A 14,746-nucleotide genomic window follows, 5' to 3' on the forward strand; every position below is an offset into this window, starting at 1 on the left:
GATCTGACCCTGCCCTACCGGTTTTACTCGCCGCGCTGATGGACTTTTGCACCAGCTGCGTAAGTTGCCGCAATCGCCCGATCATCCCCGAGCAACGCCAGCGCAAACAGCAATTCCTCCAGGCTGTCGCAGCGCGTGGAGCGGCGCTCCAGCAACGGCGTGGCCTTCGGATCGACCACGATGAAGTCGGCCTCGGCGCCGGCAACGAAATTGCCCACCGTACCTTCCAGCTGCATGCTGCGCGCACCGCCCAGCGTCGCCATGTAGAACATGCGCAGCGCCGGCAGATAGGTCCCGCCCATGCGCGCGACCTTATAGGTTTCGTTCATGGTTTGCAGCATCGAGAACGAAGTCCCGCCGCCAACGTCGGTTGCCAGCGACAATGCCACGTTCTGCTTGTCGGCCGCAGCAAAATCGAACAAGCCGCTGCCTAGGAACAGGTTGGACGTGGCACACATCGACACGGCCGCACCAGTGGCGGCCATGCGCGCTCGATCTTCGTTATCGAGCCAGATGCAATGCGCGTATATCGAACGCGGGCGCAGCAGGCCGTATTTGTCGTACACGTCCAGGTAGCTGCGCGCTTCCGGGAACAGTGACTTGACCCACGCCACCTCGTCCGTGTTTTCCGCCACGTGCGTCTGGACGTAAGTATCCGGATAGGCGCGCGCCAGCTCGCCGCACATATGCATCTGTGCTTCGGTGGAAGTCGGCGCAAAGCGTGGCGTGAGGGCGTACATATTGCGGCCCTTGTTATGCCAGCGATGAATCAGTTCCTCGCTTTCGCGCGCACCGGTTTCTGCCGTATCCTTCAGGAAGTCCGGACAATGGCGGTCCATCATCACCTTGCCGGCAGCCATGCGCAGGTTGCGAGCTTCAGCCGCGCCAAAGAACGCGTCGACCGATTCCGGATGCACCGTGCAATACACCATGGCTGTAGTGGTGCCGCAACGAAGCAATTCCTTGACGAAGAAGTCGGCCACTTCGCCCGCGTGCGCCGGATCTTTGAACTGGCGCTCCGTGGGAAAGGTGTAGGTATCCAGCCAAGGCAAGAGCCCCGGCGCCGGCGACGCGATCATGTCCGTCTGCGGGTAGTGGATATGGGTGTCGATAAAACCCGGCATGATGATCTTGCCGCGGTAGTCGCGCACCTGGGTATCGGGCGGCAGCGTGTCTTTCAGCCGCGCGTAGTCGCCGGCCGCCTGCACGCGGCCGTCGCTAGTCACCAGCAGTCCGTCCTCGTGCCAAGCGTGCGCATCGGCATGGAAGGCAGGATCGGCCGTGAAATGCAGGACGCTGGCGCGGAAAGCTTTCAAAGTAGTCATCGCGCTTTCCTAGCTGCCGCGGTACGTCGAATATGCCCAAGGCGACACCACGATAGGCACGTGGTAGTTCGCATCGGCGTCCGCAATGCCGAATGCGATGACCACCTCGTCGACGAAGCGCGGCTCCGGCAATGCCACGCCTTGCGCCGCAAAATAGTCGCCGGCAGCAAAAACCAGTTCGTATTTGCCCGCAACGACCTCGCCGCCAGTCAGCAAAGGCGTTTCGCAACGACCGTCCTGGTTGGTGGTGTCGGTCTTCAACAACACTTTTGTGTTCTCCTCAACGCGGAAAAGCTTCACTTTTACGCCCGCGCCAGGCTTGCCCTGCGTGATATCCAGGACGTGTGTACTCAGTTTGCCCATATGGTCTCCTCTTGTGAATGAAGAAAATCATATACGTCGGGCCATTGCGAAATATACACGGTGGTGAATATCAACCATGACGTGCACGGACATAATCGGGTCTCCATATCAAAAAATACAGGAGACACCATGCAGCAAGCATTACGCATAGCGGCAGCGGGCACCATCGCTGTCCTGGCCTTGGCGATGGGCGCGCAGCAAGCCAGCGCCGCCGACTGGAGCGACACCTCGATTGGCTACCGCTACGGCAGCAAATTCGCAGAACCGTACAACCCGAACGACATCAACAAGCAGATCCTGAACTGGACCTATGTCGACGGCTACAAATACGGCGGCAACTACATGAACCTGGATTTCCTGCGTTCCGACGGCAAAGACAACAACGCCCACGAAGCCTACCTGTTGTACCGCCACACCCTGGACCTGGGCAAAGTAAGCGGCAAGGACCTCAAACTCGGTCCGGTACGTGGCGTAGGCATCACCGCGGGCTTCGATTGGAACACCAAGAACGACGACAGCTACAACTCGCGCAAGCGCATGATCGTGGCCGGCCCAACCCTGATGCTGGACGTGCCGGGCTTCCTGAATGTGAGCCTGCTCGGCATGTGGGAGAGCAACCAGCCGCTGGGCGTCGCCAAGCGCTACAAATACGACACGCACGCCATGCTGAACGCCGCCTGGGGCATTCCTCTCGGATCGGGCTTCAGCTTTGAAGGCTATGGCAACTGGATCGGCAACAAGGGCAAGGACGAATTCGGCGGCCAGACTTCTCCAGAGGTGAACATCGACGCGCAGGTGATGTATGACCTGAGCGGCCATGTGGGCGCAAAGCCAAACAGCTTCAAAGTCGGCCTGGAATACCAATACTGGCGCAACAAGTTCGGGAATCCGCATAATATCCCCGGCAGCACGGCAAAAACCCCGATGATCCGCGCGGAGTACCATTTCTGATTGATTCAAGGGCACGGCTTGGCCTTCCAGCCGTCCCCTAAGCTGACCCGCAGCGGCATGCCGGATAGCACCGGAAAAAGTAGTTCAGACAAAAATCCTATAACGGAGACACCATGAACAACCTGCTATACCAAGTGGACGACCGTCCACCGCCAATCACAACTGCCCTCCTCGCCGCCCAGCACATGCTGGCAGCCCTGGGCGGCATCATCGCCGTCCCGCTGGTGGTCGGCGCAGTCCTGAAACTTCCCGCCGACCAGATAGTTGCCCTGGTCAACGCCGCCCTCCTCGGCTCCGGCATCGTCACCACCATTCAGTGCATCGGTGTAGGCCGGGTCGGCATCCGCCTGCCCTGCGTGATGGGCACGAGCTTCGCCTTCGTCGGCGCCGCCATCAGCGTGGGCCTGGAGCACGGCGTGCCAGGCATCCTCGGCTCCTCCCTCGCCGGCTCGGCGATCATGATCCTCGGCAGCTTCTTCATGCCGCAGATCCGCAAGCTGTTCCCGCACCAGGTGACAGCAGTCGTCGTCACCATGATCGGCCTGTCGCTCGTTCCTGTCGCAGTGGACTGGGCCGCCGGCGGCAAGAACGCGGGGGCGAACTACGGCGATCCGACCAACCTCGGCATTGCCCTGTTCGTGCTGGCGACCGTGATCGCCCTTGTGCAATTCGGCAAAGGCATCGTTTCCGCAGCCGCGGTGGTGATTGGCATCGTGATCGGCTATTGCGTTTGCCTGGGCCTCGGGCTGGTGGATTTTTCGGCCGTCCAGAAAGCCGCGGTGTTCGCGGTTCCCCTGCCGCTGTACTTCGGCATGAGCTTTCCGCTGAGCGGCATCCTGGCAATGGCACTGGCTTACGTCGTGACCATCGTCGAAACCACGGGCACCTTCATGGCGCTAGGCTCAGCGACCAATACCAAGATGAAGGGCAAGCTGCTGTGCCGCGGCGCGCTGTGCGACGGTCTGGGTTCGGCCTTCGTGTCCGTGCTGGGCGCTCCACCGGTTTCGACCTTCGCACAGAACGTCGGGGTCATCTCGCTGACCGGCGTTGCCAGCCGCTATGTGGTGGCGTTGACCGGCGTGTTCCTGGCGGCGGCCGGCTTGTTCCCTGTGCTCGGCGCAGTCGTCGTGACCATCCCGCAGCCGGTGTTGGGCGGCGCCGGCCTGATGATGTTTGCAATGATTATTGCGGCCGGCGTCCAGATGCTGTCCAACGTGGAACATGACAAGCGCACCGGACTGCTCATCGCAGTTTCGGTTGGCTGCGGTCTGGCGGTATCGGTCCGGCCCGAACTGTTGTCCAAGCTGCCTGCCTTCGTGCACGAAATTTTCGGCTCTGGCATCTCGACCGCCGCCATCGTGGCCGTCGTGCTGAACCTGGTGCTGCCGGACCGACCGGTAGCCGAACATGACGAGGATGAAGAAGATGACGTACCGCAGCCGATGCTGATTCCCAAAGTCGGCTAAACTCCCGCGGTCCTGCACCGGCACGTGACGGGACCGGACCGTTCCCTGACATTGTTTCCGCATTGCCCCGCGCATTGTTTCCGCAGTGTTTAATCATTTCGAGAAAAATTGAATGAGCAAAACTCTCCTGATCAAGAATGCGCGCGTAGTTGTCACCATGGACGAACAACGCCGCGAAATCGACAACGGCGCAATCTACGTACGCGGCAACGTGATCGAACAGGTAGGCCCAACTTCCGAACTACCGCAATCGGCAGACGAAATCATTGACGCCTCCGGCCACGTAGTGATTCCAGGCCTGGTCAACACCCACCACCACATGTACCAAAGCCTGACGCGCGCCATCCCTGCGGCGCAGAACGGCGAGCTGTTTGACTGGCTGACCAACCTGTACCCGATCTGGGCCAACCTGGATAGCGAAATGGTGCACGTGTCGACGTTGACCGCCATGTCGGAGCTGATCCTGTCCGGCTGCACTACCAGCAGCGACCACCTGTACATCTACCCGAACGACTGCAGGCTGGACGACAGCATCGAAGCCGCCGCAAAAATCGGCATGCGCTTCCACGCCGCGCGCGGCTCAATGAGCGTGGGCCAGTCAAAAGGCGGCCTGCCGCCCGACAGTGTAGTCGAGGATGAAAGAGCGATCCTGCGCGACACGCAACGCCTGATCGAAACCTACCATGACGCCGCGCGCCACGCCATGCAGCGCATCGTCGTGGCGCCCTGCTCACCGTTCTCAGTCTCGCGCGACCTGATGAAGGAGGCCGCTGCACTTGCACGCAGCCACGGCGTATCAATGCACACCCACCTGGCAGAAAACGTCAATGACATTGCGTACAGCCGCGAGAAGTTCAACATGACTCCGGCCGAATACGCCGAAGACTGCGGCTGGGTAGGCCATGACGTCTGGCACGCGCACTGCGTCCAGCTTGATGACGAAGGCGTCTACATGTTCGCAAAGACTGGCACTGGTGTCGCGCACTGCCCATGCTCCAACATGCGCCTGGCCTCAGGCATCGCCCCGATCCGCAAAATGGTCGATGCCGGTGTGCCGGTTGGCCTGGGCGTCGATGGCTCCGCATCAAACGACGGCGCCCATATGCTGGGGGAAGTGCGCCAGGCCATGCTGCTGCAACGGGTCGGCTTTGGCCCGGACGCGATGACTGCCCGCCAGGCGCTGGAGCTGGCGACTCTGGGCGGCGCCAAAGTCCTGAACCGCGACGATATCGGCGCCCTCAAGCCCGGCATGTCCGCAGATATCGTCATGTTCAAGCTGAACCAGCCAAGCTTTGCCGGCGCCCTGCACGACCCGGTAGCGGCACTCGTTTTCTGCACCCCGGCAAATGTTAATTACAGCATCATCAACGGAAAGCTCGTAGTGAAAAACGGGATCTTGCAGACGATCGACCTGCCATTGGTGATCGAACGTCATAACCATTTGGCAGCCAACCTGGCCTTGGCGGCAGGAACGCGAAGGATCGCATGAACGACGGCCGGGCGGCAGGGAATCCCGGCTATTTGACGCGGCTGATCCGGTGCCCGGTCCCGGTGACGCTTTGCGCAATCTTGCCTTCGGATTTCCAACGGACTGTGTGATCTGTACCAGTGATGCTGAGACGCCCTTTGGGCTTCACCTCGGTATTGACAACGTTGCCGACGCCCAGGATCTCAACCTCGCTGCACACCCCAGTGGTGGTCACGACATGCCCCGTACCGACGACCTCGAGTTTCCGTCCATCGCAAGCAAACGTACGCTGATGGCCACTGCCGCTGATGCTGATCAGCGTATCGGTCACCTCAACCTCGCCGACCGCATCTTCCTGTGCGCAAGCATTGGACATTGAGATCAACACAACGGTGGAAGCTGTGATTTTAAGCATTTTCCGAATCATACAAACTCTCAATAAATTATGAAAAATGTAATTCTATGGAAATGCTGGATACCGGCGCGTACAATAGAAAACGATACCGAAAGTGGCAATGTCCTGCGCCACCGGATCAGGGCGAAACTCAAGTTACCAGGTAAATTTCTCGGAGGCTTTCAACTCCTCGGGAAGCTCCGCGATATCGCCGCTGCTCGCTTCAATTACGAGGAATTCATTGAAACCGTGCCTGATAACGAGATGGTCTTCATCAAGCCAGCCGGAGATGAGCATCCGTCCACAGCTGGCACCCAGTATGCTGGCGACTGTCTTGATCTTGCCATTGCGGTTCCGAAGTTTGAGCACATGCGGTTCTGAATCAGCTTTGTTTTCGACAAACGCGTGCCATGTCCCACCTCGAGAACTTTCCGCTTTGGGTGCATAAGATGAGCGCGGGATCAGATCCTCGAAAGAGGGAATCTCCCGACCGTTTCGTATGAACGAATGTCCGCTGTTCGATTCGTACTTGGCGGCGAGTTTCTCGAACGAGTTCGACGCCGGCCGATAAGAGAGGAACTCAAACGGGACTTCATGTCCATTATGAAGGTTGCTGCGCACCAGAATCAGCAACTCGGTGCTGTCTTTTGACCATCTGGTCAATGTCATTATTTCTTTTACCGGAATGGAAACCGGCAGCGTCAATTTCGTCCGCTTCAGTGTCGCTGTATCGAAAAGGAAGAGGCCAGCAGATACCCCGATGACGAGGTACTTGCTGTCCGGTGAGAATGAGGGGGAAGACGCTCCCAGCGAGGGCTGTTCGTAGACGAGGCGGTTGGAATTGGCATGCCGGTCAAGCAGCCAATACTGCATTCTCGTTCCCCCAGCACGCACTCCCAGATAGCTTAGCCAGCGGCCATCCGGAGATTGCGTCATGTTCACGCCGTTCGCAAATTCATGTTCAGCCAGGCGCTTGCTACTCTGGTTTGCCAAGTCTGATTTGAAGAGCGACCCTTCACGGTGCGTAAAATAGACCTGCGTTTTGATATCCATGGAGGCGAGTGATACCTTTTTCGCATCAGTCGAAATGCTTCCGCACAGGGGAAGCGCCGCAGAACAATGAGTCGTCGCGGACGCATATATGGTCACTGCGGTGATTGCCGATGCCAACGAAAAGGACCTGTTCATTTCTTGACTCGCTCCGGAACTTTTCGCAGCTTACCATCTTGCAATTTTGAAAACAAGCCAGGTCGGCTCCAATGAAAATGGCCCTCGCGGGCCATCTTCATTTTTTAAGTCAGCGAGGTTTAAATGAATTCACCGACCCTTGCACTCACTGCCTCACGTACCGAGCCACTGGTCACAAAGCTGTGCGCCACCTGGATATCGTTGTGGAACCAGCGGTCACCATCCAGGCAAGCCGGGATCTGCTTGCGGATCTCGTCATAAGCCGCTTGCGTGCCCTCGCCCAGCTTGAAGCCTGGCAGCAGGTTCTCGGTCATGGTCAGCGCCTGTGCGGCCAGCAGCATTTCCACGCCCACGATGTATTGCGTGTTCTGCACCACGGTGTGGGCCTTGCGTGCGCACCAGGTGGAGTTGGAGATGTGGTCTTCGCTGTTGGCCTTGGATGGGATGGAATCCACGCTGCCCGGCATCGACAACGTGCGGTTCTCCATCACCAGGGAGCTGAGCGAGCATTGCACCACCGGATAGCCGGTGTTCACGCCGCGCAGGCCCGACATCAGGTTGCGCGGCAGGCCCCAAGACAGAGTTGGATCAATCAGGCGCGCCACGCGGCGCTCACAGATGCTGCCCAGGTCCGTGACCGCCATGGCCAGCAAATCCATTGCCTGCGCCAGGTACTGGCCGTGGAAATTACCGCCCGAGATGATCTCGAAGCCGCCGCCATCCTTGCCGAAAATCAGAGGATTATCGGTGGCCGAATTGATCTCGTTCTTTACAATGGTGTCAATGTAGTCCAGCGCATCGAACACGGGACCGTAGACTTGCGGCGTACAGCGCAATGAGTACACGTCCTGGATACGCGGGGTGTAGGGAATGTCGGTGCGTCGCAGTTCGTCGGGAAACTGGACGGCACGTGCCTCATGCGTGGTGCGGGTGGACCCCTTCAGCAGCTTGCGCACGACCGATGCAGTCTTGATCTGCCCGGGATGCGGGCGCGCCTGCTGGATGCGCGGGTCGAAAGCCGACATTTCCGCACGCATGGCCTCCAGCGTCAGGCCCAGCGACAGGCAGGCATCAGTCAGCAGGTCGCGCGCGTCCTTCGCCGCCAGCACGGCTACGGCCAGCGAGGCGGTGCAGCCGTTGATCAGTGCCGAGGCATCCTTGGCCTTGAGATCGAACTTTACCGGGCCGACTTCGGCGCGCGTAATCGCTTCGGCAGCAGGCATGCGCTGGCCCTTGTACATCACTTCCGCCTCATCGAAGCCGGCGATGGCTGCTGCCAGGTAAGCCAGCGGTGCCAGGTCGCCGGATGCGCCTACGGACCCTTTCTGCGGCATGACTGGATGGATGCCGGCGTTGATGAAGGCCAGCAGGCGGTCCACTACTTCCACTCGCGGCGCCGAGTAGTTGCTGGCGAAGGCGTTTGCGCGCAGCAGCATGGTGGCGCGGCTCACTTCTTCCGAAAACGGTTCGCCGATGCCGCCGCTATGGGCCTTGATCAACTGCGTCTGGAACAGTTCAATGTGTTCGACCTTGATACGCGTATCTTTCAGCAGGCCAACGCCGGTATTGAAGCTGTACATCATCGGCGCTTCGTCGTGCATCCAGGTGGATTCGATGTAGTCGCGGCTTTCCTTCAGCGCCGCGCGCGAAGTGGCGGACAGCTCGACTTTGGCGCCGTTGCGCGCCACGGCCAGGACTTCTTCGGCAGTCAGGTTGAAGCCGTCGATAGTTACGTTGCTCATTTCTCTTCCTTTAATTTGCGCTGGTTTCGAACCAGGTACCGATCAACTGGCGTTCGGCGTCGGTCATATGGGTCATGTTCGCCAGCGGCATATCCTTGTTCTGCACGGCGCGCTGGTAAATCTTGGCGGCGTGCTGTTTAACCTGGGCCTCGGTATCGAGCATCACGCCGCCCGGGGCTGATGCGAAACCCGCCTGGGTCGGGGTCGCGGAGTGGCACGAGGCGCAGCGCTGCGTCACCACTTGCTGAACGCTGGACAGGCTGGCCTGGGCGGCCGGTGCGGCAGCGGCGGCTGGCGCGGCGTGGCCATCGGCATCCACCGCAGCGGCCACGGTCGCCGGTGCGGCAGCGGCGGCTGGCGCGGCGTGGCCATCGGCATCCACCGCAGCGGCCACGGTCGCCGGCGCGGCAACTGCCTTGCGCGGCGCCGGCGCGATCGCCACAGCCACGCCCGCCAGCAGGATCACGCCCGCGATCGGGAACGCAGGCGAAACCTTGCCCGCATGGCGCAGGTTGAAGAAGTGGCGAATCAGCACACCAGCAGCCATGATGGCGGCCAGCACCAGCCAGCTGTATGCGTGGCTGTAGGTCATGGCGTAGTGGTTGCTGATCATGATCAGCAGCACAGGCAAGGTGAAGTAGTTGTTGTGGACCGAACGCACCTTGGCGCGCTTGCCGTAGATCGGATCAGGCGACTCGCCCTTGGCCATCGCATCCACCAGCTTGCGCTGGCCAGGAATGATCACGAACAGCACGTTACCGACCATCATGGTGCCGATCATCGCGCCAACGTGGATGTAGGCTGCGCGGCCGCTCAGGGTATGGGTCAGCACATATGCTGCGCCGACAATCAGCACGAACATCACGGTGCCCAGCACGGCAGGCTTTTCAGCCAGCGCGGTCTTGCACAGGGTGTCGTACACCAGCCAGCCTCCCGCCAGCGTGCCTATGCCAACGGCCACTGCCTGCAGGGAGGTCAGGTCCGCCACATTCTTATCGATCATCATCGCCGAAGCATTGAAGTAGTAGACGATGAACAGCATGGCGAAGCCGCTCAGCCAGGTGGCGTAGGCTTCCCATTTGAACCAGTGCAGGTCTTCCGGCAGTTCATCCGGCGCTACCAGGTATTTTTGGGGGTTATAGAAGCCGCCGCCGTGCACGGCCCACAGCTCGCCCATCACGCCCTTCTTGGCAAGCGGACTGCCAGGCTTGGGGGGACGGATCGAGTTGTCAAGCCATACGAAGTAAAACGAGGCGCCGATCCAGGCGATACCTGTGATCAGGTGCAGCCAGCGAACCAGCAAGTTAAGCCATTCCACCCCGTAAGGGCCGAATAAAGTCTCCATGATTTTTATCCATTCAGTCCGTTCACCTGCCTCTGGCGGGCACTTCAGGTGAACCAAACGGTCGTTATATCGCCGCCGCTACGACCTGCGTGGATGGAACGATATCGGTTGCTGGCGCGGGAGACCTTCCATTTGCTATATAACTCGCATAGTCCTGGAGATATAGTTTCGTGCCCCGGAAGGTGCGAACCTCTCATGGATAAATCCAAATAAATAATATTCGGAGACCATGATGTCCAGATTGCCAGAACACTTAGACATCCACCTGATCCGTATTCTGTACCTGCTGCTGGTGGAGAAAAACGTATCGCGGGTGGCGCTTAAACTGAACCAGCCGCAGCCCTCTATTTCCGGCTCGCTGCGCAAATTGCGCGACCTGACCGGCGACCCGCTGCTGGTGCGCGGCGGCCGCGGCATGGTGCCGACGCAACACGGCGAAAGCCTGTTGAAGACCGCCAAGCGCATCCTCGACGAAACCGAAAGCCTGTTCAGCCCAAAGACTGCGTTTGTGCCGCAGGACGAAGCGCGCACCTTCCATATCGCCGCGCCGGACTACATGAACACCCAGTTCTTCACCGAGGTGATTGCCCGCCTGCGCCGCGAATCGCCGCGCAGCCGCCTGGTGATCCACTCGCTGGGACCGGACATCGATTACGTGCGCTTGTTGTCGGATGGCGACCTGGACCTGGTGGTCGGCAACTGGGACGAGCCGCCCCAGCACCTGCACATCTCCAAGCTGTTCGACGACCCGATCGTGTGCCTGATGCGCGCCAACAGCGCCTACGCCCGCCGCACGCCGAAAGACGGCATGACGCCCGAGGAGTACCTCACCCTGCCCCACGTTGCCCCAGCGCAAATACTGCCCGGCTACCACGGCAACATCGACTCCTTCCTCGAAGAGCGCGATATGGAGCGCAATATTGTTGTGGAATCGGCACACTTTCGCATGCTGCCCTACATCGTGCAGCAAACAGATTTGGTTTTGACGAGTGGCAAACAATTCGCCAATTTCTACGAAAACCTGCTCGGCCTGAAGTCATACAAGGTGCCACTGGATTTCCCGCCGCTGAGCTTCTACCAGCTATGGCACGAGCGTGCCCACCACGCCACCGAGCACAAGTGGCTGCGCGCCCAGGTCAGCGCAGCCGCCCGCCTGCTGGTGAAATAAAACCGCCCCAGATAGCTGATATCGGCCCAGCGTTATATCTCCTGCCCGCCGGGCCTCTATTATCAATTCGCCATTCCCCAGAACACCTTACTTGGAGCGGGCCGTCGCCAGGCGGCGGCCCGAAGCACGATGACGAGCCTGAAGCGACTGAATACCTGCGACGCAGAGACTTTTACCGAGATCCTGCACGGCCTGTACGAGCATTCCCCATGGATTCCGCAGCGCGCCGCCGCGCAGCGCCCGTTCCGCACCATCGACGAGCTGAAACTGGGCCTGCAAACGGTCGTCACGGATGCCAGCGACGACGAGCAGTTGGGCCTGATCCGCGCCCACCCGGAGCTTGCCGGCAAAGCCGCCGTGGCCGGCGAATTGACGCCTGAATCCACCGGTGAGCAGGCCAAGGCGGGCCTCAACCTCTGCACCAAGGAAGAATTCGCCGTGCTGCAGGAGCTGAACGCCGCCTACAACAGCAAATTCGGCTTCCCCTTCATCCTGGCGGTCAAGGGCGGCGACGGCAAAGGCCTGTCGCGCCAGGCCATCATTGCCGCCTTTCGCCGCCGGCTGCGCAACCAGGCCGACGACGAACAGCGCGAGGCGCTGCGCCAGATCCACCGCATTGCAGAGATGCGCCTGAACGCCCTGCTGTCCTATGTGCCGCACATGGGCCGCGACATCATGGAATGGGCCGAAGAGATCGGCGCGATCAGCGAGGACGAGCAAGGCCTCACCTGCACCTACATGACGCCTGTGCACCGCCGCACCGCCAACCAGCTGGCCAAGTGGATGCGCGAGGCCGGCATGCACGCCCACATTGACGCGGTCGGCAACGTAGTGGGCCGCTACCTGTCCACCGATCCGCAGGCACGCACCCTTCTCACTGGCTCGCACTACGACACGGTGCGCAACGGCGGCAAGTACGACGGCCGCCAGGGCATCCTGACCGCCATCGCCGTCGTCAAGCACCTGCATGAAACCGGCGAAACCCTGCCCTTCCACCTCGAGGTGATCGGCTTCGCCGAAGAAGAAGGGGTGCGCTTCAAGAGCACCTTCCTCGGCAGCAGCGCCGTCATCGGCCAGTTCGATCCGAAACTGCTGGACTTGCGCGACCGCGATGGGCAGTTGCTGCGCGACGTGCTGACCGACGCCGATCATGACGTCAACGCGATTGCCGACATCGCCCGCGATCCATCCGACCTGCTTGGCTTCGTCGAAGTCCATATCGAACAAGGCCCGGTATTGCTGGAGCGCGGCCTGCCGGTCGGCGTGGTGACCTCCATCGCCGGCAGCAAGCGCTACCTGGTGGAGCTGAAAGGCGTCGCCAGCCACGCCGGCACCACCCCCATGCCGATGCGCAAGGATGCCGCCGCCGCCGCCGCCGAAATCATCCTGTACGTGGAACAGCGCTGCGCACAGGACCAGGATTCTGCCCTGGTGGGCACCGTCGGCCAGCTGCAGGTGCCGAACGGTTCCACCAACGTCATCCCGGGTGCCTGTACCCTGTCGCTCGACATCCGCGCAGCCAACAATGCAGCGCGTGATGCTGCCGTGGACGACATCCTCGCCCACATCGAAAAAGTGTGCGAAAGGCGCCACATCACCTGGCAAATTGAACAAACCGTTGCCGCCGATTGCGCCCCCTGCGCGCCGCGCCTGATGGAGCAGTTGGCAGCCGCAGTGGAGCGCCACGGCATCCCTGCCTTCCACCTCGCCTCCGGCGCCGGCCACGACGCCATGCTGATGTCGCGCGTCACCGACGTCGCCATGCTGTTCACGCGCTGCGGCAACGGCGGCATCAGCCACAACCCGCTGGAGACCATGACGGACGATGACGCAGACCTGTCGGCCCGCATCCTGCTGAGCTTTTTGCGCAATTATAGCTAATTCGAGATAGCCAATATGCCCCGGCATAGAAGCCGAAAAGGAGACCTTCAACGATATTGTTAAAACAAGCAGCGCAGGGCCGCCATATTTGCCCGCCCGGAGAGGCGGGATTTCGGGCGCTAAAAACTAAACGGAGACAACCCAAATGCAATTCCTGGACAACTATTTCAAGCTCGGCGAGCACGGCACCAACGTGCGCACCGAGGTGCTGGCTGGCATTACAACCTTCCTGACGATGGCGTACATCATCTTCGTCAACCCATCGATCCTCGGCGATGCCGGCATGCCCAAGGACTCGGTCTTCGTGGCCACCTGTGTCGCGGCCGCCGTCGGCACCCTGATCATGGGCCTGTATGCCAACTTCCCTATCGGCCTGGCGCCTGGCATGGGCCTGAACGCCTATTTCGCTTACGGCGTAGTGCAAGGCATGGGCTTCCCGTGGCAAGCCGCACTGGGCGCCGTGTTCATTTCCGGCTGCTGCTTCATGATCGTCAGCCTGCTGCGCATTCGCGAGAAGATCATGAACGCCATTCCGCCGTCGCTGCGCATCGCCATCCCGGCCGGCGTGGGCCTGTTCCTGGCGCTGATCTCGCTGAAGAACGCCGGCATCGTGGTTTCCAGCCCCGCTACCTTCGTCACCATGGGTGACCTGCACAAACCTGCACCGGTACTGGCAATTATCGGCTTCCTGGTGATCGTTGCCCTGGACCGCCTGCGCGTCACCGGCGCCCTGCTGATCGGCATCATGACCGTGACGGCCCTGAGCTTCTTCTTCGGCGGCAACCACTTCAACGGCATCGTCTCGCTGCCGCCATCGATCGAGCCGACGGCCATGAAGCTGGACATCGTCGGCGCGGTGTCGCACGGCCTGTTCACCGTCGTGATGGTGTTCTTCCTGGTTGAACTGTTCGACGCCACCGGCACCCTGATGGGCGTCGCCCAGCGCGCCGGCCTGATGAAAGACGGCAAGCTGCCAAAGAACATGAACAAGGCGCTGCTGGCCGACTCCGGCGCCATCATCGCCGGTTCCGTGATGGGCACTTCCAGCACCACCGCCTTCATCGAAAGCGCCGCTGGCGTGCAGGCGGGCGGCCGCACCGGCCTCACCGCCGTCACCATCGCCTGCCTGTTCCTGGCGGCGCTGTTCATCGCGCCATTGGCCGGCGTGGTCCCCGCCTACGCCACCGCACCCGCCCTGTTCTTCGTCGCCTGCCTGATGCTGCGCGAACTGGCGGAAGTGAATTGGGCCGAAACCACCGAAAGCGTTCCGGCAGTGGTCACCGCACTGGTCATGCCCTTCACCTATTCGATCGCCAATGGCCTGGCGCTGGGCTTCATCAGCTACGCCGGCCTGAAACTGCTGACCGGTAAATACAAGGAAGTCAGCGCAATGATCTGGTGTGTTGCAGGCGTGTTCCTGTTCAAAATGATTTACATCCCCGGCTGAAGCAAGGA

The 14,746-nt window shown here is 60.7% G+C and carries 12 protein-coding genes; 6 read left to right on the top strand and 6 right to left on the bottom strand.

The window, feature by feature from the left end:
• Positions 1-23 precede the first annotated feature (23 nt).
• Together guaD and uraH are read right to left on the bottom strand one after the other, a co-directional pair.
• Positions 24-1,325 carry a guanine deaminase gene (guaD, locus tag ACN9MU_RS19345; protein ID WP_426343306.1) on the bottom strand — a complete coding sequence of 434 codons (1,302 nt, stop codon included), beginning with the start codon at positions 1,323-1,325 and terminating at the stop codon, positions 24-26.
• A gap of 9 nt (positions 1,326-1,334) precedes the next feature.
• Positions 1,335-1,688: a hydroxyisourate hydrolase gene (uraH, locus tag ACN9MU_RS19350; RefSeq protein ID WP_426318288.1), complete on the bottom strand. Its 354-nt coding sequence runs from the start codon at positions 1,686-1,688 to the stop codon at positions 1,335-1,337.
• Positions 1,689-1,817: 129 nt separating this feature from the next.
• Here uraH and ACN9MU_RS19355 point away from each other — a divergent pair, with 129 nt between their 5' ends.
• The 3 genes from ACN9MU_RS19355 (at position 1,818) to ACN9MU_RS19365 (ending at position 5,594) form a co-directional block, all read left to right on the top strand.
• A complete protein-coding gene (locus ACN9MU_RS19355; protein WP_426343307.1) occupies positions 1,818-2,639 on the top strand; it encodes an outer envelope protein in 822 nt (273 codons plus the stop codon).
• Positions 2,640-2,752: 113 nt separating this feature from the next.
• Positions 2,753-4,105 carry a nucleobase:cation symporter-2 family protein gene (locus ACN9MU_RS19360; protein ID WP_426343308.1) on the top strand — a complete coding sequence of 451 codons (1,353 nt, stop codon included), beginning with the start codon at positions 2,753-2,755 and terminating at the stop codon, positions 4,103-4,105.
• 112 nt (positions 4,106-4,217) lie between these two features.
• Entirely contained in the window at positions 4,218-5,594 is a 1,377-nt protein-coding gene (locus ACN9MU_RS19365; RefSeq protein ID WP_426343309.1) for an 8-oxoguanine deaminase, read from the top strand.
• 28 nt (positions 5,595-5,622) lie between these two features.
• Here the strand turns inward: ACN9MU_RS19365 and ACN9MU_RS19370 are convergent, their stop codons facing one another.
• The 4 genes from ACN9MU_RS19370 to ACN9MU_RS19385 form a co-directional block, all read right to left on the bottom strand.
• Complete coding sequence (locus ACN9MU_RS19370; RefSeq protein ID WP_426162025.1) at positions 5,623-6,000, bottom strand: DUF3060 domain-containing protein; 378 nt, start codon at positions 5,998-6,000, stop codon at positions 5,623-5,625.
• Between the two features lie 123 nt (positions 6,001-6,123).
• Positions 6,124-7,020 carry a hypothetical protein gene (locus ACN9MU_RS19375; RefSeq protein WP_426162026.1) on the bottom strand — a complete coding sequence of 299 codons (897 nt, stop codon included), beginning with the start codon at positions 7,018-7,020 and terminating at the stop codon, positions 6,124-6,126.
• Between the two features lie 254 nt (positions 7,021-7,274).
• Entirely contained in the window at positions 7,275-8,897 is a 1,623-nt protein-coding gene (locus ACN9MU_RS19380) for an HAL/PAL/TAL family ammonia-lyase (protein WP_426162027.1), read from the bottom strand.
• A 10-nt stretch (positions 8,898-8,907) separates the two neighbouring features.
• Positions 8,908-10,242, bottom strand: a complete 1,335-nt coding sequence (locus ACN9MU_RS19385; RefSeq protein WP_426343310.1) for a urate hydroxylase PuuD — start codon at positions 10,240-10,242, stop codon at positions 8,908-8,910.
• 232 nt (positions 10,243-10,474) lie between these two features.
• Here ACN9MU_RS19385 and ACN9MU_RS19390 point away from each other — a divergent pair, with 232 nt between their 5' ends.
• From ACN9MU_RS19390 to ACN9MU_RS19400, 3 genes are all read left to right on the top strand, one after another.
• Positions 10,475-11,410, top strand: a complete 936-nt coding sequence (locus tag ACN9MU_RS19390) for a LysR family transcriptional regulator (protein ID WP_426172240.1) — start codon at positions 10,475-10,477, stop codon at positions 11,408-11,410.
• 129 nt (positions 11,411-11,539) lie between these two features.
• On the top strand, positions 11,540-13,291 hold the full coding sequence (locus ACN9MU_RS19395) for an allantoate amidohydrolase (protein ID WP_426162029.1): 1,752 nt from the start codon (positions 11,540-11,542) through the stop codon (positions 13,289-13,291).
• A gap of 145 nt (positions 13,292-13,436) precedes the next feature.
• Positions 13,437-14,738 carry an NCS2 family permease gene (locus ACN9MU_RS19400; RefSeq protein ID WP_426162031.1) on the top strand — a complete coding sequence of 434 codons (1,302 nt, stop codon included), beginning with the start codon at positions 13,437-13,439 and terminating at the stop codon, positions 14,736-14,738.
• Positions 14,739-14,746: the final 8 nt, after the last annotated feature.

Origin of the sequence: Pseudoduganella sp. R-32 (genome assembly GCF_049913245.1) — a bacterium.
GTDB lineage: Bacteria > Pseudomonadota > Gammaproteobacteria > Burkholderiales > Burkholderiaceae_D > Rugamonas.

What these genes read in the sequence shown, in the direction of transcription:
- guaD (WP_426343306.1), bottom strand. Translation starts at nt 1,325, where the DNA reads ATGACTACTTTGAAAGCTTTCCGCGCCAGCGTCCTGCATTTCACGGCC.
- uraH (WP_426318288.1), bottom strand. Translation starts at nt 1,688, where the DNA reads ATGGGCAAACTGAGTACACACGTCCTGGATATCACGCAGGGCAAGCCT.
- ACN9MU_RS19355 (WP_426343307.1), top strand. Translation starts at nt 1,818, where the DNA reads ATGCAGCAAGCATTACGCATAGCGGCAGCGGGCACCATCGCTGTCCTG.
- ACN9MU_RS19360 (WP_426343308.1), top strand. Translation starts at nt 2,753, where the DNA reads ATGAACAACCTGCTATACCAAGTGGACGACCGTCCACCGCCAATCACA.
- ACN9MU_RS19365 (WP_426343309.1), top strand. Translation starts at nt 4,218, where the DNA reads ATGAGCAAAACTCTCCTGATCAAGAATGCGCGCGTAGTTGTCACCATG.
- ACN9MU_RS19370 (WP_426162025.1), bottom strand. Translation starts at nt 6,000, where the DNA reads ATGATTCGGAAAATGCTTAAAATCACAGCTTCCACCGTTGTGTTGATC.
- ACN9MU_RS19375 (WP_426162026.1), bottom strand. Translation starts at nt 7,020, where the DNA reads ATGGATATCAAAACGCAGGTCTATTTTACGCACCGTGAAGGGTCGCTC.
- ACN9MU_RS19380 (WP_426162027.1), bottom strand. Translation starts at nt 8,897, where the DNA reads ATGAGCAACGTAACTATCGACGGCTTCAACCTGACTGCCGAAGAAGTC.
- ACN9MU_RS19385 (WP_426343310.1), bottom strand. Translation starts at nt 10,242, where the DNA reads ATGGAGACTTTATTCGGCCCTTACGGGGTGGAATGGCTTAACTTGCTG.
- ACN9MU_RS19390 (WP_426172240.1), top strand. Translation starts at nt 10,475, where the DNA reads ATGTCCAGATTGCCAGAACACTTAGACATCCACCTGATCCGTATTCTG.
- ACN9MU_RS19395 (WP_426162029.1), top strand. Translation starts at nt 11,540, where the DNA reads ATGACGAGCCTGAAGCGACTGAATACCTGCGACGCAGAGACTTTTACC.
- ACN9MU_RS19400 (WP_426162031.1), top strand. Translation starts at nt 13,437, where the DNA reads ATGCAATTCCTGGACAACTATTTCAAGCTCGGCGAGCACGGCACCAAC.